Here is a 23,047-nt window from a genome sequence, read left to right on the forward strand (position 1 = left end):
TCTCGGGAACCCACCCGGAAATGCATCTGAACTGGCAACTGAACGGTACCGCGCCGAGACGTCGAACCAGGTGAGGCGAGACTCGACCGACGCCGGAACCGACAGCAGCTACCGGATAGCGACCAAAAGTGCCACATCGTTCGCACGAATGCGTCAACCGCCGGCGAGTCCGGGCGGCAACGGCCGGGACACGATGTACTGCCGGTATTCGGCGGGTGTCATCCCGGTCTCGCCACGGAAGACCCGATAGAAGTTCCGGTCGCTGGTGAATCCGCACGCGCGCGCGATCGACGACACCGTTCGCTCCGGCGCCGAGGTGAGCAGCTCGCGGGCGCGATCGACACGCATCGCGCGCAGCAGCGTGGTCGGGCCGCCCTCGTCCCCGATCACCCGGAACAGCTTGCGCCGCGACATCCCGCACGCCGCCGCGATCCGCTGCGCGGTGAGATCCGGGTCGGCGAGATTGTCCCGCAGGTACCCGAGCAGATACGCGCGATCGAGGGTTCGGCCGGAGGGCGCCGTGGGCGGCTTGTCGTTGTCGATGGCCAGCGCGGCGCCGAGGAGTTCGATCCCCGCGTCGAGTAACTGGACGACGCCGAGCGTCTCCGGCGACAGGGTGGCCAGCCGCCGGAAATACTCGATGACCAGCGCGCCGTGCGCGACCGGCTCGACTACCGTCACCGACGGGAAAGCGGCCTCGCCGAGCCCGGAGGACCGGATCAGCGCCTCCTTCGAGACCCGGACGAGCAGCCCCTGGTAGTCGGAGGTTCGCGCCTCCTGCGGGCGCTCCCCGTCGACGATGAACATCGTTCCGGCGGGAGCGCGGAGGTAGTGATCGCCGCAGGAGACCTCGCTGATGCCGGACAGGGTCAGGCAGGCCAGCGCGTACGGCGCCGGCGCGCGGGCGATATGGCGCCGAGTGCGGCGAGCGAGCTCGGCCGAGTTGGCCGCGATGGCCATCGAGATCGGCTCGGCCGTGACCTTCGGGGTCAGGGCACCGTAGAACGGCCCGTCACCGAGCGGCTCCATGGAGCACGGCAGCACCGACTCGCTCATGATCGACGTCCAGAGATCGAACGACTCGTGTGGCGACACCTCGGCCGTCGACATCTGTTGGCCGCCAACGACGACCTCGTCCTCGTCCATGCGGTCCATGTTGGCACCGATTCTCAGTGGCGAACAGAACCGTTCTCAGCGTGTCCGGCGGTCGAAACGGATTCGCGCCCGGTCGTGGGCGGAACGCAGAAGGTCGCGGACGACCGCGTCGGTGCGCTCGCCGGGATTCACGACGGCGAGCCAGTTGGCCGCGGCGTAGACCGGGTGGGCGATCACGGTGTCGTCGACGCTCGGGTCGGCCTGGTGGTCGGCCCACGCGCCGAACGCCTCCCGGCCCGCGGCGATATTGACCCGGAAGGTGTCGGGGCGGTCGAGGCGCGAGCTCCGGTCGTCCGGGTAGTCCTTGGTCACGACGGTGGCGAAGGGCTGGGTGGTGGCCGGGACGACGCCGTCGGGGGCGTAGTAGAAGAACGAGTCGCCCCAGCTGATCTCGGGCCATTCGCCGCCGGGGCCCGGCGCGAGGTGCAGGACGCCGCCGAGGCCGGTCACGTACTCGATGATCTCGTCTGATGTCATGATTCGAGCGTCTCATTGAAGCGCTTGTGTGGACTTTCCGCCGATGACGAGGAGTTTCTGGTGGTAAACCTCAACTCACCTGTCGGCCGCACGATCGATGTGGCGCGGCGCGCGGGGTACTCGGTCCAGCAGGTGCGCAATCTCGAACGCGACGGTGTGCTGCCGCCCGCCGACCGGTCGCCGGGCGGGCATCGGGGCTATCGCGAGATCCATGCGCGCTCGGCGCTCGCCTACCGAGCGCTCGCGGCGGGAGTCGGGCCGGTCGAGGCCAAGCGGATCATGCGAACCGCGCACGCCGGGGATCGGGCAGCCACGCTGGCGCTGCTCGACGCGGCGCACACCGGCCTGCACACCGAACGCGCCGAGTTGGCGCTGGCCCGGCAGGCCGCCGAAGCCATTGCGGCGGAACCGATCACCGACGTGCGCGGATCCGACGCGATGAGCATCGCCGAGCTGGCCACGGCCCTCGGGCTGCGGACCTCGACGCTGCGGCATTGGGACGCCGAGGGTTTGGTGGTGCCCGATCGGAGGTCGTCGGGTCGGCACTACTCCCCCGCGCAGGTTCGTGACGCGCGCATCGTCCACCAGTTGCGGCGGGCGGGTTACCGGGTCGCGCAGGTGCGGGCGGTCATGCCGGAGTTACGGCGGCACTCGGGCCAGATCCGAGCAGCGCTGGCCGCCAGGGATTCCGCGATCACCGCCCGCTCACTCGCTCTCCTCGACGGTGCGGCGGCGCTGCGCGACCTGCTCGCCGGCTGATCAGGGCGCGGGTGTTTCCGCGGTGCTGCCGGACATCGGCATGGCGGGCAGCCCCAGCTTGCGATGGTCCCAGGACCGCACGCGCGTCGGCTCGACCCGCACGACGATCCGGTTGTTCATCATGGCCTCCACGAACGGCCTGACCTCGGGGCTGTACGGCCCGACATACCGCTCGTAGATGTCGATGCCCGCCTTCCAGTACTCCTCGTCCTCGGTGTCCTCGATCAGGTGCGCGGTGCCCTCGATCGAGACCCCACGCAACTGGTCGTAGGTGTCGCCGGCCTCGGCCATACAGGTGATGGTGGGATCGCGCCGCAGGTTGACCGCCTTCTGCGACTTCGACTTGGTCTCGAAGTAGAGGACACCGTCGATGTGCCCGAACCACATCGCCGTCAGATGCGGTTTCCCGTCGGCATTCAGCGTGGCCAGCGTGAGCACCCGGCTGCGGTCGAGAAACGCCGCGATCTCGTCCGCGCTCATCTGCACCACGGCCCGCTGCTTGATTCCCACCACATCCACCTTTCCGGCCACGACCATTCCCGCCGACCATACCGAGCCGTCCGCGCCGACGAGCCCGAAGCCGCGGATCTACCGCTGCTCCCGGGTGGATCCCGTTCCAGCCGATCGTGTCCGGGCGCTAGCGCACCGGTGGGTGCTCGGGGAGGTCGGCGGCCGCGGCGGCGACGGTCGGGTAGATCCCGATCGGGGTGTCGCCCGCCTCGGCCGAGCCGAGGACTGCGCCGAACTGGGCCACCGAGCGGGCGATGCGGAAGTCGATGCGGCGGTGCGCCAGGGCGTTGCGCAGGTCGAGCAGCATGGCGGTGGCGGTGACGTCGAGGGCGGGTGAGGTCTCGGCGTCGAGCACCACCAGGCGGGTGGCGTCGGTGCACAGGCTCTCGATCCGCGACCGCACATGCTCGGCGTTGGCGAAGAACAGGCCGGACTCCACGCGCACCACCAGCAGGTCGGGACGCGGGGTCAGCTCGGGGTGGCGGGCCGTATCCACCCACAGGGTGCCCTGTTTCGCGAGCGCGGCCACGTGCGGCTGCGAGGCTCGGTAGACCAGCAGCAGCACCGAGACACCGATACCGATGAGCAACCCGGGCAGGGTGTCGAAGAGCAGCACCCCGAACATGGCGGCGATGGCCGCGAGGAAGTCGGCGCGCGCGACCGGGCCGTAGATGCTGGCGAGCAGCTGGGTCCACACCCGGTAGAGGCGGCGCAGGGCGGCGATGTCGACGAGCTCGATCACCGCGGCGATGACCACCGCGGCCAGCGTCGCCTCGGGCAGCTGCTCGAACAGCCCGGTCAGGAACAGCAGCGTGAGCACGGTCAACACGGCGACGACGAGCCCACTGACCTGGGTTTTCGCGCCCGCCCCGCCGTTCACGGCGGTCTTGGAGAGGCTGCCGTTGACGACCATCCCCGAGCCGAGGCCGGACCCGAGATTGGCCGCGCCGAGGCCGAACAGTTCCCGGTTCGCGTCGATCGAGTAGCCCGCTTTGGCCGCATAGGTCTTCGCCGCGCCGAGCCCCTCGGCGAAGCCGATCAGCAGCACGCCGACGGCGGGTCCGAGCAGGTCGAGGTAGTCGTCGAAGCCGACACCGGACGGCAGCCCGATCGACGGCAGACCCGCGTCGATGTGCCCGACGATGTCGACGCCCTTGTCGTCGAGCCCGAACAACCGCACCGCGAGGATGCCGAGCAGCACGGCCAGCAGCGAGCCGGGTACCAGCGGCAGCCAGCGCCGCAGGCCGAGGACGACCGCGAGGCTGAGCAGCCCGATCAGCAGTGTGCGCCACTGGGTCTGGCCGAGATCGCTCAGCACACCCCAGGCCTGCTCGAAGAAGTCGCCGTCGTGCTTGTCGATGCCGAACAGCTTCGGTACCTGGCCGATGATGATGGTCAGGGCCAGCCCGACGATGAACCCCTTGAGTACCGGCTCGGAGATGAACGCGGCGATGAATCCCAACCGGATCAGCCCGGCCAGCAGGCCGACGAGGCCGGTGGCGATGGCCAGTGCCGTCGACAACGCGAGGTAGTGCCCGGCGTCGGCGCCCGCCAGCGGGGTGATGATGGCCGCCGACAGCGCCGCCGTCGCCGACATCGGGCCGACGACGAGGTGCCGCGAACTCCCGGCCAGGGCGTACAGGACCAGCGCGGGCACCGCCGCGTAGAGACCGACCACCGGCGGCACCCCGGCGATCGAGGCGTAGGCGAGCGCTTCGGGCACCAGCACCGCCCAGACGGTGAGCCCGGCGACGATGTCGGGCCGCAGCCACGCGCGCCGATACCCGTGCAGCGATTCGAAGATCGGTGGTGTGCGCACGACGAGCCCCTACCTCAGAGTCCGCCGATGCCCTTGCCGACGACGACCGCGCCCATCACCAGCAGCACGATCGCCATCACGGCGTGGTTGTTGGCCTGCAACCACTGCCGGGCGCTGTCGAGGGCGGGTCCCAGCCGGTCAGCGGCCAGCGCGTAGCCGACGACCACCGCGAGCACGGTCGTCGAGGCGAGCAGGGTGAACACCACGATCGCGACGGCGTCACCGCCCACGCTCAGCCCCGCCGAACCGATGACGACGCCCGCCGACAGGCACAGCAGCAGGTTCTTCGGATTCACTCCCGACAGCAGCGCGCCGAGCCCGGCCGCCTTGACCACGGTGAGCGTGTCGATCGCCTGCATCCAGGCCGGGACCGCGGTGTCGGAGCGCGCGTGCCACTGTTCGGCCGCGAGGACCAGAAGCAGTACGCCCAGCACGATCTTGACCCAGGACGCCACCGCCGACGGTTCCTTGTCGCCCGAGTCGCCCAGGGACCCGGCCAGCAGCGTCACCACGACGGTCACGATCAGAATCCCGCCGACCCAGCCGGCCGCGAACCCCTTCGCCGCGCCGCCCGCGTTCTTGGACAGGATCATGAGAATGGCCGCGACGATGGGGATCGGCGAGATCGCCACACCCACGGCCAGCGGAAGCAGATCACCGATGACTGAGCCCATGCGGTCACGCTAGGTCGGGCCGGGCGCTGGACGCGTCACACATTGTGGGTGAGATCGGCGTCGACGCCGACCGGCCGGTCTTCCCCCACTCGGCGGCGAAGGTGCTGGTGTACAGCGTGCTGCGCTGATCAGGCGGCGAGCAGTTCGTAGACAGCGGTGATGCTCTGGTCGCCGAGGCCCTCGTCGACGGCGCGGCGCAGCAGTTCGTGCATGGTCGCGTGCCAGGACAGGTCGACGCCGGTCTCGGCCGCCAGCCGCGGGTCGTCCTCGACGACGGTGTGGAACAACGCGACGCTCGAGCCGAGCCGCGTGTAGTCCTTGTCGTCGATCTCCCCGGCCAGGATCGGCAGCAGCGACTCGATCATCCGCAGCCACTTCCCCGAGTAGGGCACCATCGTGCGCGCGGGCAGCCCCCGCGAGGCCAGCACCGCGGCGCCCTCGACGAAGCCGAGCAGCGCGGGCAGCAGGGTGGCGCCGACCGCGTATTCGTAGAGCGCGGCGAGATCCGGTTCGGCGCCGAGGAAGTCGAGCTCGCCGCCGAGCACGCGCAGGGTGTCGGCATGGGTGTCGAAGACCGCGCGGTCGCCGCCGAAGTAGAGCAGGGTGTCGCGCAGGCCGACCGCCGCGGGCACATTCTTGATCGCGCCGCCGAGGAACCGGGCGCCCGCAGCGTGCGCCCACCGCGCGAATTCCCGTGCCTGAGCCGGTGTCCCGCTGTTGAGCGTGATGACGTCACGGCCCGCGATCGTCCCGGCGGCCGTCGCCATGCTCTCGTGGGTGGCGGCGAAACTCGTCAGGCAGGCGATGACTACTCGGCCCGCCGCGATCGCGTCGGCGATGTCGTGGTGGGCGGTCGCGCCCGCGGCGACCAGGGCGGTCGCGCGGTCGGGGCTGCGATTCCACACGTGCGTCGGGTAACCGGCGGCGAGGAAGGCGGCGGCGAGCGCGCCGCCCATCGAGCCGATGCCGAGCACGGTCACCGGCGGTTTGTCCGCTGAGGTCATCTGCGACTCCGATCCACAGCGCGGGACTCGGGGTGAGCACCGCGGTGATCCCGAGTGTCGGCGCGCGCCGCGCGGGCCGACAAGTACGCACTTTTGCCGTCAGTTGCGCACCTCCAGGTAAACCTCCAGCTCAGCGCCGGGGCGACGGGCGCGGTGTGCCAGGTGTCACCGCGGCCTGGACGGGCCAGGTGCGACGCGCGGGGATTTGTGAAGATCGCCAAGGTCACGTCGGCCTGACCTGCGGTCGGAGCGCGCGTCGTAGAGTTTCGCTCATGTCGGATGCCGAATTGACCGAGCTGGTGCAGCGCAATGTGGAGGAAGCGCTCCTCGGCGGACCGCGGCGCTACACGCGCACGCAGGTCGCCGAACAGTCCGGTGTGCCGGAGGCGGAGTCGCGGCGATTGTGGACGGCGCTCGGCTTCCCGGCCACCGACGACGACCAGGTCGACTACACCCAGATCGACATCACCTCGGTCACCAACTTCCGCAGCATGAACGTCGTCGCCGCCTCCGATATCCGGCAGCAAGCCGCGGCCGCGCGCACCATCGGCCAGGGCATGGCGCGCCTGGCCGAATGGCAGGCCGACCTGGTACTGGCCGAGATCAAGGCGCGCGCCGCGGCGGCCGATCCGGCGCTGCCGCTCGACGAACGGGTCAGGGCGGCAACCGAATCCACCATGGCGAGCATCGAGCAGTTGCAGTCCTATGTGTGGCGCAGGCATCTGGCGGCCGCGGTCGCGCGGTCGGCGGACGCCACCACCGGGGAGGACTCGACGCGGACGCTGGCCGTCGGCTTCGCCGACATGGTCGGCTTCACCCGGCTCACCCGGCACCTGCACCCCGACGAATTGTCCACGCTGCTGGAGGCTTTCGAGTCGACCACCACCTCCGCGATCACCGACAACGGCGGCTGGGTGATCAAGAACGTCGGCGACGAGGTGATGTTCGCCGCCGAGACCGCCGAGGACGCGGCCCGGATCTCGCTCGCCATCCAGGAATCGACGATGCTGGTCGGCGGCACACCGGAACTGCGGGTCGCCTTCGCCTACGGCGAGGTGTTGCAGCGCTTCGGCGACCTGTACGGCTCGGTGGTCAATATCGCCGCGCGGCTCACCGGTGTCGCCAGGCCGGGCAACATCCTGATCGACGACGCCGCCGCCGAGGCGCTCGCGGGCCACCGCGACTTCGCCATCCGGCATCTGCGCAGCGTGCGGGTGCGCGGCTTCAACCGGCTGCGCCCGCACCGACTGCGCCCGGCCTCCTGACCGCCGGGCCGCACACCATTCTCTAGGGTGTCGACGTGGAGATGGACTGGCAGAGCGTGCGCGAGCAGTACACCGTGTTCGCCGACGACGCGGTGCTGGCGCTGAACAAGCCGGCCGGGATCTCGGTGACCGGGGAGCGCCACGACACCGACCTGGTCGAGCTGGCGCAGGCGGCGGGCACGCAGCTGTACCCGGTGCACCGGATCGACAAGGTCACCTCGGGACTGGTCCTGCTGGCCATCGATCTGGCCGCGCACGGTCAACTGACCAGGCAGTTCACCAAGCAGACCGCACGCAAGGCGTACCTGGCGATCGTCTCCGGCACCGATCTGCCCGAGCGCGGCGAACTCGATTTGCCACTGAGCGTCGGGCGCAAGAACCGGGTGCGGATCGCCGCCCCACGCGAGGCGATCCGCCGCGTCGGCGAGCGGTGGTCCGTCGACGACGCCGACCTGCTGCCCACGAAGAACTATCCCTCGCGCACCAGGTTCGCCACGGTCGCCCGGCACGGCGAACACACACTGCTCGCCGTCGCGCCGGTCACCGGCCGCCGCCACCAGATCCGGGTGCAGCTGGCCTGGATCGGCCACCCGATCCTGGGCGACCCGCTCTTCGACCGCACCGCCGTCTTCCCGCGCACCCACCTGCACTCCTGGCGACTCGGCCTCGACGCCGACTGGCTTACCCCACCGGTGCTCGACCTGCAAGCGACCCCCGGCCCCGACTTCTGGACACCGCTGGCCGCCGACCCGGACGCGGCGGAGCGGTTGCTGCGCACCGCGTCCGAGCGGCTGGCCGACCTGGTCGGCTGAGCCGGCGGGAGTCCGAGCCAGCCGGGCCGTCCGGTCGCGGCGGGAAGCCGGACCGGACGCGGTCGTCCGATCAACCGGCCGCGGGCCGAGTACCGAGGCGAGCGGCCGGGTCACCGACGTCGCCGCCGCACGGAGCGACGAGCTGGTCGGCCTCGACAGCGGTCGTGACGATCCGTCGCCGACGGCTCGGCATCATCAAGGTCGGGTGGCCGACGCTCCAGGCGGCGCCCGCGCAGATGAACTCCTTGACGCGGGCACCCAGGCGGCCGGTCAGCACGGTCGAGGTGGGCTGATCGTCGAAGGTCACCTTCTGGAGGATGCCGTCGCGGCGGCCCAGGCTGATGCACTGGGTGGCATAGCCGATCTGCTCGTCGGGGACCGGTCGACCGGTGAGGCGGGCGGCGATGGCGTCACCGGCCCGCCAGGCCATCGGGCTGCCGGTGGCGCACGCCATCCGCAGCGGCACACCGGCGGGTCCGTCCGCGAGCGCGGCGTCGCCCACGGCGTACACGTCGGGGTGCGAGACCGAGCGCATGGTGGCGTCGACGACGACGCGGCCGGTGTCGGAGACCGTCAGCGTGGTGGCCGCGGCGATGGGGTGCACCGCGAAACCCGCGGTCCACACGGTCACCGCCGCCGGGATCTCCGTGGCGCCCGCGACCACGGCGGTCGCGGTGACGCGGGTGACGTCGGCGTGCCCGTGCACCGTGATGCCGAGCCGGTCGAACACCGTGCGCAGGTGCCGCTGGGCCTTGTCGCTCAGCCAGTCGCCGACCCCGGCGCGCGCGGCGATCGACACGGCGAGATCCGGGCGGGCCTCGGCGATCTCGGTCGCGGCTTCGATGCCGGTCAGGCCACCGCCGACGACCACCACCGGCGCGCCCGCGGGCAGCTCGGCCAGCCGGGCCCGCAGCCGCAGCGCGGACTGCTTTCCGGCGAGGCTGTGCGCGTGCTCGGCGACGCCGGGGACGCCCTGATCGGCGCCGGTGCTGCCCAGCGCGTAGACGAGGGTGTCGTAGTCGAGGGGATCGCCGTCGGCGAGGTCGACTCGCTTGCGCTCGACATCGACCGCGGTGACCCGGTCGACCACGACCCGCACGCCGGTGCCCGCGTACACCTCACCCAGCGGGCGCTCGCGCAGCTCCTGCCCGGTCGCGAGCTGGTGCATCCGCACCCGCTCGACGAAATCGGCGTCGGCGTTGACGACGGTGATCGCGACGTCGTCGCGATGCAGCCGCTTCGCCAGACGTCCGGCGGCGATGGCTCCGGCGTACCCGGCGCCGAGGACGACAATGCGGTGCTTCATGGCTCGCTCCTATCGGGATGGACTCCCCTCCTGAACCGGACAGCCCCGCGAACCCTGACAGCCTTACGATGTGATCTGGGTCACCACACGAGATCGAGCGGGGTGTGCGGCCCCTCGGCCGCCCACTGCCTGCCGACCCGGGCCAGTTTCTCCGGGTTGACCTGGATCTGGACGCCGGCGATGCCGTCGGGCGTGACGTCGAGGCCGACGACGGCGATCACCTCGTCGCCGACCATCGCCAGCGCACCGGGACCACCGTTGACCACGCAGGCGTAGAACACCGGAGAGCCACCGACGTAGGCGCGTTTGGCCTGCGTCGGGCGGAACACCTGGCTGAGGTAGCGCGCGATGCCGAGCGCGCCGAGGACCGGGGACTTGCGGGCGGGGATCCGGCCACCGCCGTCGGCGATGCCGACCGCGTCGTCGACGAGCAGCCGCACCAGCGGGTCGGTGTCACCGCTGAGCACCGCCGCGAGGAACTCCTCGACGATCCGCTCCGCCGCGGCCGCGTCGATCGTGACCCGGGACCGCCCGCCGACATGCTGCTTGGCCCGCCGGTAGATCTGCTGACAGTTCGATTCGCCGATCTCGAGCATCTCGGCGATCTCGCGATGCTGATACCCGAACGCCTCGCGCAACACGTACACCACGCGCTCGTTGGGCGAGAGCCGCTCCATCACCGCGAGCATCGCCAGCGAGACGGATTCGCGCTGCTCGACGGTGTCGGCCGGACCGAGCATGCGGTCTCCGGCCAGCACCGGCTCGGGAAGCCACTGGCCCACATAGGTTTCCCGCCGGGCCCTGGCCGAGGTGAGCTGGTTGAGGCAGATATTGGTGAGCACCTTCGTCAGCCACGCGACCGGCGTCTCGATCCGGTCCCGATCGGCCGCGTGCCAGCGCAGGTAGGTGTCCTGCACCGCGTCCTCGGCGTCGCCGGCCGAGCCGAGCAGGCGGTAGGCGATCGCCTCCAGGCGGCCACGGGCGGCCTCGAACACCTCGGCCTGGTCGGTACTGAGCGTCATCCCCCTATGGTCGGCCATTCGGGTCGTGCGCTGCCACCCGACCGCCGGTCGCGGAGCACGCCTCGCGCTCGGCCGGGACGGTGGGACGGCCGCCAATCCGGCGAGCGGCCGAGGACGCGCAGAATGCGGTCGAGCGTGGCCGCGTCGTCTGCCACGTCGAGCGCCGGAGCGAAGGCCGCGCCCGGACGCTCCCGCGACTTCCCGATGGGCACGGCCATCGCCACGCGCAGTGCGGTCGCGGCCAGGTCGGGGTCGAGATCGACCGTGCGGCCGACGGATCGGGCGACATCCCACGCGTGCACGACGCTGTCGACGAGATGGAAACCGAGTGCCGTCGGGGCGGGGAAGCGGCCGGGTGGAATCTCCGGCAGGGCGAGGGTGCGGGCCGGCGCACCGGGCTCGGCGAAGGCGGTGACGACCTCGTCGGCCGAGCGCAGGTAGGCATCGACCGGGTCGGCGGCGCGCCGGACCTCCCACACCGCGGGGTCGTCCGCGCCGCGCGCCGCGGCGGCGAAGCCCCGGTTCTGGGTGCCCATGTGTTCCAGCAGCGCGCGCAGATCCCACCCGGCACAGGGTGTCTCGACGGTCAGCGCGGCATCGGCGGCCGCCTCGACCGCCTCGACGCTCAACCGGACGGCGCGCTGATGCCGGGCGAGCAGCAGTCGATCCTCCGAAATAGTATGCATGCGCAGATCGTATGCTTTTGCTTATCATCTGCCAAGGGGATCTCCCCGGTAGATTTCGACCATGCCGAAAGCGACCCGACCCGACCTCGCGGCCATGCTCGTGCCGCTCGGCCGTGCGCTGACGGAGGCGGAACGACCCGTCCTCGACCGGCACGGCCTCACCATGTGGGCCTACGCGGTACTGCTCGGACTGGGCGAACAGCCCGTCCACACCCAGGCCGCGCTGGCCAAGGCGGTCCGCGCGGACAAGACCAGGATCATCCCCGTCCTCGACGATCTACAGCGCCGCGGCCTGATCCGGCGCGAACCCGATCCGGCCGACCGGCGCGTCAATTTGGTCCAGCTGACCCCCGCCGGAGCGAGCCTGCGCGACCGCGCCCAGCACGACATCCAGGCACAGGAACAGCGACTGCTCGCCGACCTCCCCGCCGAGGATCGGCGCACCTTCCTGCGGGTACTACAAACGCTGTCCGAACGCAGCGGAACGCCGAACTCCGACGCGTGATCGATGACACAGACCGCCGATGAGGTTATCGGTCGTGGCACGCCTCATGAAGACGGATAAGCCCAGGTCATCTAGCCTTGAGAGGTGCCGAGGACTCATACCGGCACACTCTGACGCAACGGAGCGATCCCAGAGAAGAAAGCGACTGCCGATGATCCTGGCGGCTCAGCTCAGCGATACCCACTTCGACCTCACCCCGCGCAACACCGAGCGCGTGGAGCGGGTGATGGCCTATCTGGCCGACCTCCCCCGCAGGCCCGACGTCATCCTCGTGACCGGCGACATCACCGACTCCGGCAAGCCGGAGCAGTACGCCGAAGCCCGCCTGGCCCTGCGCGCCGACGTCCCCGTCTATCTGCTGCCGGGCAACCACGACGACCGCGTCGCCTTCCGCACCGAACTGCTGGGCGAAGCCCCCTCGTCCGCTCCGATCAACAGCGTCCACCGCGTCGGACCACTCACCACGATCCTGCTCGACTCCAGCGTCCCCGGCGAAGCGGGCGGCCTGCTGAGCGAGGAGACCCTCGACTGGCTGCGCGCGACCCTGGCCGCCGCCCCGGCCGACGGCCCCATCCTGGTGGCCCTGCATCATCCGCCGAAACCCGTCGCCAGCCCGGTCGTGGACGTGATCGCGCTGGCCGAGCCGGACCGCCTCGCCGCCGTCGTCGCCGGTGATCCACGCATCATCGGCGTGCTGACCGGCCACGCGCACTCCCCCATCGCGACCACATTCGCCGGAAAACCCATGGTGACCTGCCCGAGTACGGCCTCCGTACTGGGCGGCGCCTGGGAGGTGACGCTGCCGCACAAGGTGATGGACTACGCCCCCGATCCGGCGATCGCGCTGCATGTCATCGACGAGACCAATACCCTCACAACCCATTTCCGCACCGTCGCGATGGGTGGCTGGCTGGCCGAACCACCGGCCTGAGCTCGGGATCTCCCCGGTTTCCTCACACAACCGCTACACGAGGTCACAGACCGGCCACATACACCCCTGGCAGACTGGGACACGTGAGAGACACGCCCGCGGATCTTCCCCGCGGACCCCTGCGCCCCATCGAACTGGCCACCGGTGCCGTGATGGCCGGCCTGACCGTCGGCCTGATCACCGTGGGTTCCCTGGTTCCCATGGCGGCGGCCCTGCAACTGGTCGCCGCGGTTCCCCTGGGTCTGCTGGCCCACCGCTACCGCCTGCGCGCGCTGGTCACCGCCAGCGTCGCGGCGGGCCTGGTCACCTTCGTCGCCGCGGGGATCATGCCCGCGCTCGGGGTGTTCGGCGCCGCGACGCTCGCGGGCATCATCGGCATCGTGAAGCGGCGCGGTGGCGGGCTGCCCACGGTGGTGGCGCTCGCGGCGGTCGCCGGGGTGGGCTGGGGACTGTTCTCGGTGGGCAGCCTGCTGCTGTTCTCGCGCACCAGGCAGCTGTTCTTCGATGCCCTCCGCAGTACCGCGGAGGGCATCCAGAACCTGGCCGCCCGGCAGGCGGCGCTGGAGCCGCTGGGCCGCGCCACCGCCGATCTCACCGACGCGCTGCTGCGCAACTGGTGGCTCTACCTCGGCGGTTCGGTCTTCCTCGGCGTGCTGTTGAGCGCGATCGTGTCGTGGTTCGTGCTGGGCTCGGTGCTGGACCGGCTGGCCTGGCTGCCCGGCAGCGACCGCCTCGACGCACCCGACGACGATCGGCCGGTCGGGCCACTGCCGGTCACCCTGCACGGCGCGGGCTACCGCTACCCCGGCGCCACCGCCGACGCGCTGTCCGGCATCGATCTGACCATCCACGCGGCCGAGTTCGTCGCCGTCGTCGGCCACAACGGCTCGGGCAAGTCGACGCTCACCCGCGTGCTCGCGGGCAGGCCGCCGACGACGGGCGCGGTCAGCAGGCCGGGTTCGGCCGGACTGGGCGAGCTGGGCGGCACCGCGCTGGTGCTGCAACGGCCGGAGAGCCAGACCCTCGGCGTCTCGGTGGCCGACGATGTCGTGTGGGGCCTGTCGGCCGAGCTGGCCGCCGAGGTCGACGTCGACGCGCTGCTGGCCGAGGTCGGCCTGTCCGGCATGGGCAGGCGCGAGACCGCGACGCTCTCGGGCGGCCAGCAGCAGCGCCTCGCGGTCGCCGCCGCCCTCGCCCGGCGCCCCGCGCTGCTCATCGCCGACGAGGCGACCTCGATGATCGACCCCGACGGCCGCCGCGACCTGGTCGCGCTGCTGGCCGAGCTGCCGCGCAGGCACGGCACCGCCGTCGTCCTGGTGACCCACCACGAGGCCGACGCGAGCGCCGCCGACCGGGTGATCCACCTGGCCGACGGGCGCATGGTCGACCACCTCGCCCGCTGGCCGCAGCCCGCCCGCGATCAGCGCCGCGGCCCGATGGGCGCGACCATCCTCGAACTGACCGACGTGCGCCACACCTACAACCGCGGCACCCCGTGGGAGGCCCCCGCGCTGCACGGCGTCGACCTGTCGGTGCGGCAGGGCGAGGCACTGCTGATCGTCGGCGGCAACGGGTCCGGCAAGTCGACGCTGGCCTGGATCATCGCCGGCCTCATCGCGCCGAGCTCGGGCCGTTGCGAGTTGCGTGGCGATCCGGTCGACCAGCAGATCGGCCGGGTCGCGCTGGCCTTCCAGCACTCCCGGCTGCAACTGCAGAAGCAGACCGTCGGCGCGGAGATCGCCGACTGGGGCGGCCGGGCGACCGGCTCCGGCGCGGTCGGCCGGGCGCTGGACGCCGTGGGCCTGGACCGCCGCCTCGCCGCCCGCTCGGTCGAGGAGCTCAGCGGCGGGCAGGCCAAGCGGGTGGTGCTCGCGGCCATGGTCGCCAGCCATCCCCAGGTGGTGGTGCTGGACGAGCCGCTGGCCGGACTCGACCCGCAGGGCCGCGCCGAGATCGTGGAACTGCTCGCCCGGCTGCGTGACGCGGGGCAGACCCTGATCGTCATCTCGCACGACGTGGCCGATGTGACCGCGGTGTGCGACCGGACCGTCCACCTGGACGCGGGCGTGGTGGTCGAAACCGCGGGCGCGCGACGACCGGTCGGCGCGCAGCCCGCGCCGCTGCTGCCGGGACGCCCGGAAACCGTCTGGCGACTGGACAATCCACCGCACAACGAACCGGGAAGCGGAGTCGTCCGATGAGCACCGTGCTGCTGCGCGAGGTCCCCGTCGACAGTGTCGTGCACCGGTTGTGGGCAGGCACCAAGATGATCGCCGCCTTCCTGATCAGCCTGCTGCTGATGTTCCTGCCGACCTGGCCGGTGCTCGGCGTGATCATCGCGTTCCTGGTGCTGATCTGGGTGGTGGCCCGGCTGCCGCTGGGCGCGCTGCCCCGATTGCCCTGGTGGTTCTGGGGATTGGTGCTGCTCGGCGGTTTGATCAATGCCCCGATCGGGATGAAGGCGGTGCTCGGGTACGCGCAGGTCTTCGTCTTCGGCATGGTGCTGGTGGCCGCGTCGTTCCTGATCGCGTACACCACCCCGATGGGCGAGGTGGCGCCCGCGCTGGCGAAACTCGGTGCGCCGCTGCGCAAGTTGCGGATGCCGGTGGACGAGTGGGCGGTGGTCGTCGCGCTGACGCTGCGCGGGCTGCCGCTGCTGCTCGACGAGATCCGGGTGCTGCGCGCGGCGCGCAAACTGCGCCCGAAGGAGAACCTGCTGCACCGCGCCGCCGACGCCAACCCGCTCATCGACATCCTCACCGCGTGCATGGCCGTATCCACCCGTCGCGCGGGCGAACTCGGCGAGGCGATCACCGCGCGCGGCGGCACCGGCATGCTCACCGCGCACCCCAGCGCCCCGACTCGCCGCGACGCGGTCGCGCTCGGCGTCGTCGTCACGGTCTGTGTGGGCGCGATCGCCCTGAGCATCGCCCTCTGAATCCCCCGCCGGGCATCCTCCGCCGGGCGGGATGCCGGGCGGGCGATACTGGCTGACGTGACCGACAGCGAGCACGCGGTACCCGCCTGGCGAGAGCCCACCGAAGGCGAATCCCGCTTGGCCGCCACCGCGGCGATCCTGACGATCGTGGTGGTCCAGGCGCTGCTCCCGAACGAGCTCCTGCCCACCCCGGTGTGGTTGCTGCCGATGCTCGAACTGGGTGTGATGGCGGTGCTGTTGATCGCCAACCCGAGCCGGATGGACCGTGAGGAACCCTGGATCCGCAGGCTCAGCCTGCTGCTGTCCGGCCTGATCAGCTTCGCGACCACGGTGTCGGCGCTGCGCCTGGTACAGACCATCGTCACCGGCGCGGACGAACGCGGGGCCGGGACGCTGCTCGGTAGCGGGGCGATGATCTGGGCGACCAACATCATCGCCTTCTCTCTGCTCTACTGGGAGTTCGACCGGGGCGGTCCCGCCGCGCGCGCCAACGGCCGCGAACCTCTACCCGACTTCTTGTTTCCGCAGATGCAGGACGCGCGGCTCGCGGGCACGGACTGGCGGCCGGAATACCTCGACTACCTCTACCTGGCCTTCACCAACGCGGCCTCGTTCGCACCGGCCGACGTGCTCCCGCTCTCCCGCTGGTGCAAGGTGCTGATGATGGCGCAATCCGCCATTTCCGTGGTCATCGGCACCACGATCGTCGCGCGCGCGATCAACATCATCGGGTAGGGGCCGAGCACGGTTCGCGATAGCGAATAACTATGAAAGGTTTGAGGTTTAAAACCTGAATTCACTGTCCAGCTACCCTCGGGCAGGCTATGGTTCATCTCGACATCGAGCTGGACCGCTATTCGCGCCGTCTCTAGCTTTCTCGGGGGAGCCATGATCTCGGCGCATTTCGTTTGGGCACGTCACCTGATGAACCAGATGGGAACGTTCACATGATCATCCGCAAGCTCGCCGCCGCGGCCATTCCGGTCCTCGCGGTAGCGCTCGTCGGCACCGGCGTGGCAGGGGCGGATCCGGTTACCCCGGACGTCGAGTACCGCACCGACCTGGTCGGCAACAAGGTCGTCACCACCCTCACCCACGGCACCTTCGCCATCGACGGCGGCACCGTCCACGTCCGCGACGAAGCGGGCGCGACCCTGGTCTCGCTGCCGCTCTCGGTCCGTGACGGCAGCCTGGAATACCCGCTGCCGCACGCCCTCCGCGAGGACAACCGGGTACTCGAGCTGACCGCCGTCAAGGACGTCGCGGCGGCCAAGCCCAACCTGACCCCGGTCGCCTCGCCCGCCGAGAACTACGCGGCACAGGCGAACTTCGCCTCCACCTTCGGCTTGGCCACCGCCATCGGCAGTTTCGTCGGCATGGCCATCGGCGCGGTCATCGGCCTGGTGGTCGGTGCGGCGGCGGGTGGCATCGGCGCGATCCCCGGCTTCGTCACCGGCGCGACCATCGGCGGCATCATCGGCACCCTCGTCGTCGGCGGACCCACGCTGGCCATCGCGGGCTTCGATCTGATCAACACGCTGCTGGCGCCGCCGGGTACCACGCAGTGGGCTCAGCAGACCAAATAGTCTGCGCAACAGCCGTATTGCCGGTCGCACCGACGCCTACACTGGCGTCGGTGCGACAAGGCAACGGACTCGACATTCCCGACACCCTCGGCGATCTGTGCGCGCCCGACCGGATGGCGCTGATCGTCTACGACATGCAGGTCGGCGTGCTCGGCCAGCTGCCCGACGGCCAGGAAGTCGTCGACCGGGTGGTACGCGTGGTCGAAGCCGCCCGCAGCGCGGGCTATCCGGTGATCTTCCTACGGCACTTCTTCCCGCCGCGCCGCCTCTCCGGCGTCTACGCGATGCGCCTGCTGATGGGCTGGCAGCACGCGGAATCCATCGATGACGTGCAGTTCATCCTCCAGCGCGACACCCCCGGCTTCGAACTGGTGCCGGAACTGGTGCCCCGCGAGGACGAGCTGGTCCTGGACAAGATGACGATGTCGGCCTTCGAGGGCACCCCGCTGGCCGCGCTCCTGCGCGATCTGAAGATCGGCGCCTACGCCATCGCCGGCGTCGCGCTCGAGATCGGAATCGCCCCCACCGTCGCGCATTCCACCGACCTCGGCTTCATCCCGGTGGTCATCGGCGACGCCTGCGGCGGCCGCGACAAGGAAGCCATGGACAGGGCCTACGACGAGTTCACCTTCCAGGGAAACGCGCTGGTCACCGACGTCGCGACCATCACCGGCCTGATGACCGCAACCCCCTGACCGGCAACCCGACAGCACACACCGAACCACCACGGTTTCGGCCGCCTCGGCTCCGAGGGGCGATACGTAGCGCCGAACGCGAAGTATCGCCCCTCGGAGCCGAGGTCACGAGGCCGAAACCCGCGGCGCCAGCCGCCGACGACACCGAAAACCCGCCGCGCCGGCCGCCGAGAATTCAGTCCCGGATGGCGTTCTTGGCCGCTTCCTGGGCGGAATCGACCTGGCCGGAGAACTTCCCGCCGGTCTTCTCGTCGACCACGTCACCGGCCTTCTCGATGACCCCGTCGACCTTGTCCGCATGCTGGGCAGCCAGATCCATCGCCTTGCCCGCCAGGTTCTTGAAATCCACCGTGCACTCCTCGCTGATTCGAACCGGTCCAACGCGATCACCCTAGCAACACCACAGCTTTCGCGGCAGGTCAGCTCGGTGAACTCGTCACCCCGTCCCAGATCGGATGCCACAGCCTGCCGGTGTCGGTCCAGGACTGGAAACGGACGGTGCCGGTGAGCTCGGGCGTGACCCACTCGGCGTCGTGGCATTCCTCGGCGGTCATCTCGTTGACGAATGGCGAGCTCGCGCGGTGCAGCCGCCGCAGTTCCCCCGCGATGCGCCGGGACTGCTCGACGCCGAAGCCGGTGCCGACGCGACCGATGTACACCAGCCCCTTCTCGTGCGGGATGCCGAGCAGCAGTGATTTGAACTCACGTTTGTCGCTGCGCCGCCAGCCGCCGACGACGACTTCCCTGCTGCGCCAATTGCGTTGCTTGAGCCAGGTCTGGGTGCGCTTACCCGGCTGATACATCGAGTCGACCCGCTTGGCGACCACCCCCTCCTGCCCCTGTTCCCGGCTGGCCCGCGTCGCCTCGGCCCCCGAGCCCGCCAGCAGCGCGGAGACATTCATCGACGGCGCCAGTCTGCCCAGCGCCTCGAGCACGGCGCGCCGATCGCTGTACTTCTTGCGCAGCAACGAGGTGCCGTCGAGAAAGAGCACATCGAAGGCGACGAACACCGCCAGCGCCGAATCCGCTTGCAGTGCGGAGATATCCGACAGCCCCTTCGCGTCGAGGACCACGGCCTCACCGTCGAGGACCACCCGGTGCCCGGCCAGCTCGCCGCCGAGCGCGGCGAACCGGGGGTAGCGGGCGGTGACGGTGTTGCCCGCGCGGCTGCGGACGGTGACCGTGCCGTCGTCGATCTCGACGATCACCCGGAAGCCGTCCCACTTGGTCTCGAAGGCCCAGTCCTCCGCGTTCAGCGCCTCCACCTCGCCCGCGGTGGCGAGCATCGGCGACAGACCGCGCGGGAGGTCACCGGTCGCGCTGTCGTCCACCGGGACTCGCGGGGTCTGGTCGCGCATGAAGTGCATCAGCCACTGGTCGCCGTTGGTGCGGATGAAGGCGTAGCGGCCCCGCAGGCGGTCACCGACGAGTTCCACGATCACTTCGTCGTCGCGCCACTTCTCGGTGCGGTAGGTGCCGGAGTCCCAGATGGTCATCTCGCCCGCGCCGTACTCGCCCCTGGGGATGGTGCCGTGGAAATGCAGGTATTCGAGCGGATGGTCCTCGGTGCGCACGGCGAGCCGATTGTGTTTCGGTTCGGTCGGCGGGCCCTTGGGCACCGCCCACGACGCGAGCACGCCGTCACGTTCGAGCCGGACGTCGTAGTGCAGCCGACGCGCGTGGTGTTCCTGGACGACGAAGCGATCGCCGGGGCCCGGCTCCGGCGCCGCGGCGGGCACCGGCTCGGGGGTGCGCTCGGGGTCGCGCATGCTGCGGTATCGGGTGAGCGCGTCGGGTCGGCTGGGCAGCGGCGGGTCGAGATCGGTCAGCAGGTCGCCCTCGGCCTGCCAGCGCACGAGGACCTCGTCGAAGCGCAACTGGCGCAGGGACTTCGCGTCCTCGATCTCGGCCCACCTCCGCGGCGCGGCGGCGTTGGGCTCGGCGCGACCGCGCAGCGAGTACGGGGCGATGGTGGTCTTGGCGGCGTTGTTCTGGCTCCAGTCCAGGAAGACCTTGCCAGGGCGAGCCGACTTCGCCATCGTCGCGGTGACCAGATCCGGGTGCAGCTGTTCGAGATTGGCGGCGACCTGCTTGGCGACGGTGGAGGCGCCCCGCGAACTCACCGGCCGGTCCAGCGGCACGTAGACGTGAATTCCCTTGCTGCCGCTGGTCACCGGGAACGCCCGCATCCCGATATCGGCGACCATGTCGCGCACCGCCAGCGCGACCAGCGCGCATTCGGCCAGCCCCGCACCGGGACCAGGATCGAGGTCGAACACGATCCTGGTCGCGGGGCCGCGCTGGTCGCCGTCGAAACGCCACTGCGGCACATGGACTTCCAGGGCCGCCTGCTGGCCGAGCCAGGCCATCCCCGCTTCGGAGTCGATCAGCGGGTAGGTCACCTTCCGGCTGGAATGCTCGATCGCCCGGCGCTGAATCCACGCCGGCGCGTGCTCGGGCAGATTCTTCTCGAAGAAATCGGGATGATCCACCCCGTTGGGCCACCGCTTGCGGGTGACCGGCCGCCCCGCGACATGGGGCAGCATCGCCTCCGCGATCGCCGAATAGTAGGCGATCACCTCGCCTTTGGTCGTGCCGGTCGCCGGGTACAGCACTTTGTCGAGGTTGCTGAGCTCAACCTCGATCGCCGGCTCACCCGGCGGACCCCGGAACTCCCGGCGGACCATCGACGCGGTTCGGCGGCGGGGACCGATAGTCTCCGGCCCCCGCGCACCGAATCAGGCCTGCGGTCCCGGATCGGTCGGGGCGGGGCCGCCTGCGGTGCTGCCGGGGCCTGCCTGCGGCGGAACGACCTTCTTCGCCGCGTCCTTGCCCTTCTCGATCTTGTCGCTGTACTTGCCGCCGGTCTTGTCGTCGATGAAGGTGCCGGCCTTGTCGACCGCATCGTTGATCTTGTCGGCGTTCTGTGCGGCCGCTTCCTTGCCCTTACCGAGCAAGCCCTTCAAGGTATCCACGAGACTCATCTGCCGATGTTCCTTTCCCGTAAGAAGCTGTCACTCCACATCCTCCCACCACGAAACCCGCGGTGGGAGGTCATTCGGAACCACCCGCTGGCCCGGCTTGGGCACCACCGTGGCGGTACCCGCTTCGGCCGCCGCGGACACCAGCCGGTGCACCGGCTCGGACCATCCGTGGAAGGCGAGGTTGAAGGTGGCCCAGTGGATCGGGACCAGCAGCCCGTAGCCGGGGTCGCCCAGGCACAGGTCGGCGTGCGCGCGCACCGCTTCCTCGGGATTCATGTGCACGTCGGTCCAGCGCTCGTCGTAGGCACCGATCGGCAGCAGCGTCAGATCGAACGGGCCGAGGACCGCGCCCGCCTGCGCGAAGGCCTTCGTGTAGCCGGTGTCGCCGCCGAAATAGACCCGCTTGGTGGGTCCGGCCAGCGCCCAGGACGCCCACAGCGTGGTGTTGCGGACCAGCCCGCGGCCGGAGAAGTGCCTGGCCTCGGCGCAGGTGACGGTGAGGCCGCGGTCGTTGTCGTCGCGGCCGAGCGAGACCGAGCCGCCCCAGTCGAGTTCGATGATCCGGTACTCGGGCACGCCCCAGTGACGCAGGTGCGCGCCGATACCGGTGGGCACGACGAACGGCGCGAGCTGCTCGTGGACCAGGGCGTCGACGGTGGCCTTGTCCAGATGGTCGTAGTGATCGTGGGAGATGATCACCGCGTCGACGGCGGGCAGCTCCGACAACTCACCGGGGACCGGATGCAGCCGGGCCGGGCCGATCACCGGCGACGGCGAGACCCGCTCACTCCACACCGGGTCGGCCAGCACGCGGTAGCCGTCGAGTTCGATCAGCGCGCTCGCGTGCCCGTACCAGGTCACCGCCAGCGGGGCGGCCTCGGCGGGCGGAGCAGGCGTCTCGAGCGGGACCGGACGCGACGGCCTGCCGACCCGGCTCTTGGTCAGGCCCGACCACAGCAGCGACGGCGCCGCGCCGGCGGCCATCATGCTGCTCGGCTCGGTGTTGTGGAACCGGCCGTCGCGATACGACGACTTGCCCAGTGCGCTCGGTGCGATGTCCGCGGGGCCCGCGCCGAGGGCGGTGGGCAGTCCCCACACCGCACGCGCTACCCAGGCGAGCCCGAGCGTGCTCGCCACCGACCCCGCAACGCGTGCGAGCCGCATCAGCGGCCCACGAACTTCGCCGGGCGCTTCTCCTGCCGAGCCAATCGGCCCTCCTTGGCATCGTCGCTGGTCCAGGCGGCTTCCAGGGCGGCCCGCTGCTGCGCGCTGGCCGGATCGCGGGTGCCGTCGTCGTTGAGCAGCAGTTTCATCGCCTGCAGCGACAGTGGTGCGAGCGCGGCGATGGACTTCGCCCAGTCCTGCGCGTCGGCGAGGGTGCCGAGCTTGTTGGCGAAGCCGAAGGTGTAGGCGTCGGCGGCCGAGACCGGGTCGGCCGCGAGCAGGATGGTGCGCGCCGGACCGCCGCCGATCAGCGAGACCAGCCGCGAGACTGTCCAGCGGTCGACCGAGATGCCCAGCTTGGCGGCGGGCACCGCGATGAACGCGTCCGGCTCGATCACCCGCAGGTCCGACGCGATGGCCAGCTGCACGCCCGCGCCGAGCGCGCCGCCGTTGATCGCCGAGATCACCGGCACCGGGAGGGATTCGATGGTGTGCAGCATGTCGAGCAGGCCGCCGAGGAAAGACTCGGAGTAGACGCCCGACAGGTCGGCGCCCGCGCTGAAGATCGGGCCGCGGCCGGTCAGCACGATGACCCGGGCGCCCTGTGCCACCGCGTCGAGCATCGCTTCGCGCAGCAGTCCGACCAGCTCTTCGCTGAGTGCGTTGCGCCGTTCCTCGCGCTGCATTTCGATGGTGATCACATCACCATCGCGGGTCACGCCGAGCATGCATCCTCCCCAGAAGTACCGACACCG

Annotated in this window: 24 protein-coding genes; 10 read left to right on the top strand and 14 right to left on the bottom strand. The window is 70.6% G+C overall.

Annotated elements, in window-relative coordinates:
* Positions 1-153 precede the first annotated feature (153 nt).
* Both ACIO52_RS07260 and ACIO52_RS07265 read right to left on the bottom strand, forming a co-directional pair.
* Positions 154-1,146, bottom strand: a complete 993-nt coding sequence (locus ACIO52_RS07260; RefSeq protein WP_402642419.1) for an AraC family transcriptional regulator — start codon at positions 1,144-1,146, stop codon at positions 154-156.
* A gap of 45 nt (positions 1,147-1,191) precedes the next feature.
* Positions 1,192-1,632, bottom strand: coding sequence for a DUF6194 family protein (locus ACIO52_RS07265; RefSeq protein WP_316573490.1), 441 nt, complete (start codon positions 1,630-1,632; stop codon positions 1,192-1,194).
* A gap of 60 nt (positions 1,633-1,692) precedes the next feature.
* Here ACIO52_RS07265 and ACIO52_RS07270 point away from each other — a divergent pair, with 60 nt between their 5' ends.
* The gene (locus ACIO52_RS07270) at positions 1,693-2,391 is read left to right on the top strand and encodes a MerR family transcriptional regulator (RefSeq protein WP_316573489.1); all 699 of its coding nucleotides are present in this window, start codon (positions 1,693-1,695) and stop codon (positions 2,389-2,391) included.
* Here the strand turns inward: ACIO52_RS07270 and ACIO52_RS07275 are convergent, their stop codons facing one another.
* The 4 genes from ACIO52_RS07275 to ACIO52_RS07290 form a co-directional block, all read right to left on the bottom strand.
* Complete coding sequence (locus ACIO52_RS07275; protein WP_218720798.1) at positions 2,392-2,901, bottom strand: pyridoxamine 5'-phosphate oxidase family protein; 510 nt, start codon at positions 2,899-2,901, stop codon at positions 2,392-2,394.
* 127 nt (positions 2,902-3,028) lie between these two features.
* Complete coding sequence (locus ACIO52_RS07280) at positions 3,029-4,720, bottom strand: SulP family inorganic anion transporter (RefSeq protein ID WP_308248613.1); 1,692 nt, start codon at positions 4,718-4,720, stop codon at positions 3,029-3,031.
* Positions 4,721-4,734: 14 nt separating this feature from the next.
* Positions 4,735-5,394 carry a GAP family protein gene (locus tag ACIO52_RS07285; RefSeq protein WP_402642426.1) on the bottom strand — a complete coding sequence of 220 codons (660 nt, stop codon included), beginning with the start codon at positions 5,392-5,394 and terminating at the stop codon, positions 4,735-4,737.
* A gap of 128 nt (positions 5,395-5,522) precedes the next feature.
* A complete protein-coding gene (locus ACIO52_RS07290) occupies positions 5,523-6,398 on the bottom strand; it encodes an NAD(P)-dependent oxidoreductase (protein WP_402642429.1) in 876 nt (291 codons plus the stop codon).
* A gap of 272 nt (positions 6,399-6,670) precedes the next feature.
* Here ACIO52_RS07290 and ACIO52_RS07295 point away from each other — a divergent pair, with 272 nt between their 5' ends.
* Positions 6,671-7,663 (top strand): adenylate/guanylate cyclase domain-containing protein, encoded by a 993-nt coding sequence (locus tag ACIO52_RS07295; protein ID WP_218720778.1) that lies wholly within the window; start codon positions 6,671-6,673, stop codon positions 7,661-7,663.
* A gap of 41 nt (positions 7,664-7,704) precedes the next feature.
* Entirely contained in the window at positions 7,705-8,475 is a 771-nt protein-coding gene (locus ACIO52_RS07300) for an RluA family pseudouridine synthase (RefSeq protein WP_255588415.1), read from the top strand.
* Between the two features lie 70 nt (positions 8,476-8,545).
* Here ACIO52_RS07300 and ACIO52_RS07305 read toward each other — a convergent pair whose 3' ends face one another.
* The 3 genes from ACIO52_RS07305 to ACIO52_RS07315 form a co-directional block, all read right to left on the bottom strand.
* Entirely contained in the window at positions 8,546-9,781 is a 1,236-nt protein-coding gene (locus ACIO52_RS07305) for an NAD(P)/FAD-dependent oxidoreductase (RefSeq protein ID WP_402642432.1), read from the bottom strand.
* Positions 9,782-9,861: 80 nt separating this feature from the next.
* A complete protein-coding gene (sigJ, locus tag ACIO52_RS07310; protein WP_342802315.1) occupies positions 9,862-10,803 on the bottom strand; it encodes an RNA polymerase sigma factor SigJ in 942 nt (313 codons plus the stop codon).
* Entirely contained in the window at positions 10,800-11,489 is a 690-nt protein-coding gene (locus ACIO52_RS07315; RefSeq protein ID WP_402642435.1) for a TIGR03086 family metal-binding protein, read from the bottom strand. The genes sigJ and ACIO52_RS07315 overlap by 4 nt, the downstream gene beginning before the upstream one ends.
* Positions 11,490-11,550: 61 nt before the next feature.
* Here ACIO52_RS07315 and ACIO52_RS07320 point away from each other — a divergent pair, with 61 nt between their 5' ends.
* From ACIO52_RS07320 to ACIO52_RS07350, 7 genes are all read left to right on the top strand, one after another.
* The gene (locus ACIO52_RS07320) at positions 11,551-11,994 is read left to right on the top strand and encodes a MarR family winged helix-turn-helix transcriptional regulator (protein ID WP_218720783.1); all 444 of its coding nucleotides are present in this window, start codon (positions 11,551-11,553) and stop codon (positions 11,992-11,994) included.
* 151 nt (positions 11,995-12,145) lie between these two features.
* The gene (locus ACIO52_RS07325; protein WP_316573483.1) at positions 12,146-12,925 is read left to right on the top strand and encodes a metallophosphoesterase; all 780 of its coding nucleotides are present in this window, start codon (positions 12,146-12,148) and stop codon (positions 12,923-12,925) included.
* An 83-nt stretch (positions 12,926-13,008) separates the two neighbouring features.
* The gene (locus tag ACIO52_RS07330) at positions 13,009-15,126 is read left to right on the top strand and encodes an ATP-binding cassette domain-containing protein (protein ID WP_308248614.1); all 2,118 of its coding nucleotides are present in this window, start codon (positions 13,009-13,011) and stop codon (positions 15,124-15,126) included.
* Positions 15,123-15,863, top strand: a complete 741-nt coding sequence (locus ACIO52_RS07335) for an energy-coupling factor transporter transmembrane component T family protein (RefSeq protein WP_402642440.1) — start codon at positions 15,123-15,125, stop codon at positions 15,861-15,863. Before ACIO52_RS07330 ends, ACIO52_RS07335 begins: the two co-directional genes overlap by 4 nt.
* Before the next feature lie 57 nt (positions 15,864-15,920).
* Positions 15,921-16,598, top strand: coding sequence for a DUF1345 domain-containing protein (locus ACIO52_RS07340; RefSeq protein ID WP_218720786.1), 678 nt, complete (start codon positions 15,921-15,923; stop codon positions 16,596-16,598).
* 212 nt (positions 16,599-16,810) lie between these two features.
* Entirely contained in the window at positions 16,811-17,449 is a 639-nt protein-coding gene (locus ACIO52_RS07345) for an ammonium transporter (protein WP_218720787.1), read from the top strand.
* A gap of 50 nt (positions 17,450-17,499) precedes the next feature.
* Complete coding sequence (locus ACIO52_RS07350) at positions 17,500-18,144, top strand: isochorismatase family cysteine hydrolase (protein WP_218720788.1); 645 nt, start codon at positions 17,500-17,502, stop codon at positions 18,142-18,144.
* A 175-nt stretch (positions 18,145-18,319) separates the two neighbouring features.
* Here the strand turns inward: ACIO52_RS07350 and ACIO52_RS07355 are convergent, their stop codons facing one another.
* The 5 genes from ACIO52_RS07355 to ACIO52_RS07375 form a co-directional block, all read right to left on the bottom strand.
* Positions 18,320-18,493 (bottom strand): antitoxin, encoded by a 174-nt coding sequence (locus ACIO52_RS07355; RefSeq protein ID WP_218720789.1) that lies wholly within the window; start codon positions 18,491-18,493, stop codon positions 18,320-18,322.
* A gap of 70 nt (positions 18,494-18,563) precedes the next feature.
* Positions 18,564-20,831, bottom strand: a complete 2,268-nt coding sequence (locus ACIO52_RS07360; RefSeq protein ID WP_402642445.1) for an ATP-dependent DNA ligase — start codon at positions 20,829-20,831, stop codon at positions 18,564-18,566.
* A 51-nt stretch (positions 20,832-20,882) separates the two neighbouring features.
* Positions 20,883-21,128, bottom strand: coding sequence for an antitoxin (locus ACIO52_RS07365; RefSeq protein ID WP_218720791.1), 246 nt, complete (start codon positions 21,126-21,128; stop codon positions 20,883-20,885).
* A 30-nt stretch (positions 21,129-21,158) separates the two neighbouring features.
* Positions 21,159-22,292, bottom strand: a complete 1,134-nt coding sequence (locus ACIO52_RS07370) for an MBL fold metallo-hydrolase (protein WP_218720792.1) — start codon at positions 22,290-22,292, stop codon at positions 21,159-21,161.
* Entirely contained in the window at positions 22,292-23,020 is a 729-nt protein-coding gene (locus ACIO52_RS07375) for an enoyl-CoA hydratase (RefSeq protein WP_218720793.1), read from the bottom strand. The genes ACIO52_RS07370 and ACIO52_RS07375 overlap by 1 nt, the downstream gene beginning before the upstream one ends.
* Positions 23,021-23,047 lie beyond the last annotated feature (27 nt).

The organism is Nocardia sp. NPDC087230, assembly GCF_044744725.1.
Lineage (GTDB): Bacteria > Actinomycetota > Actinomycetes > Mycobacteriales > Mycobacteriaceae > Nocardia > Nocardia canadensis.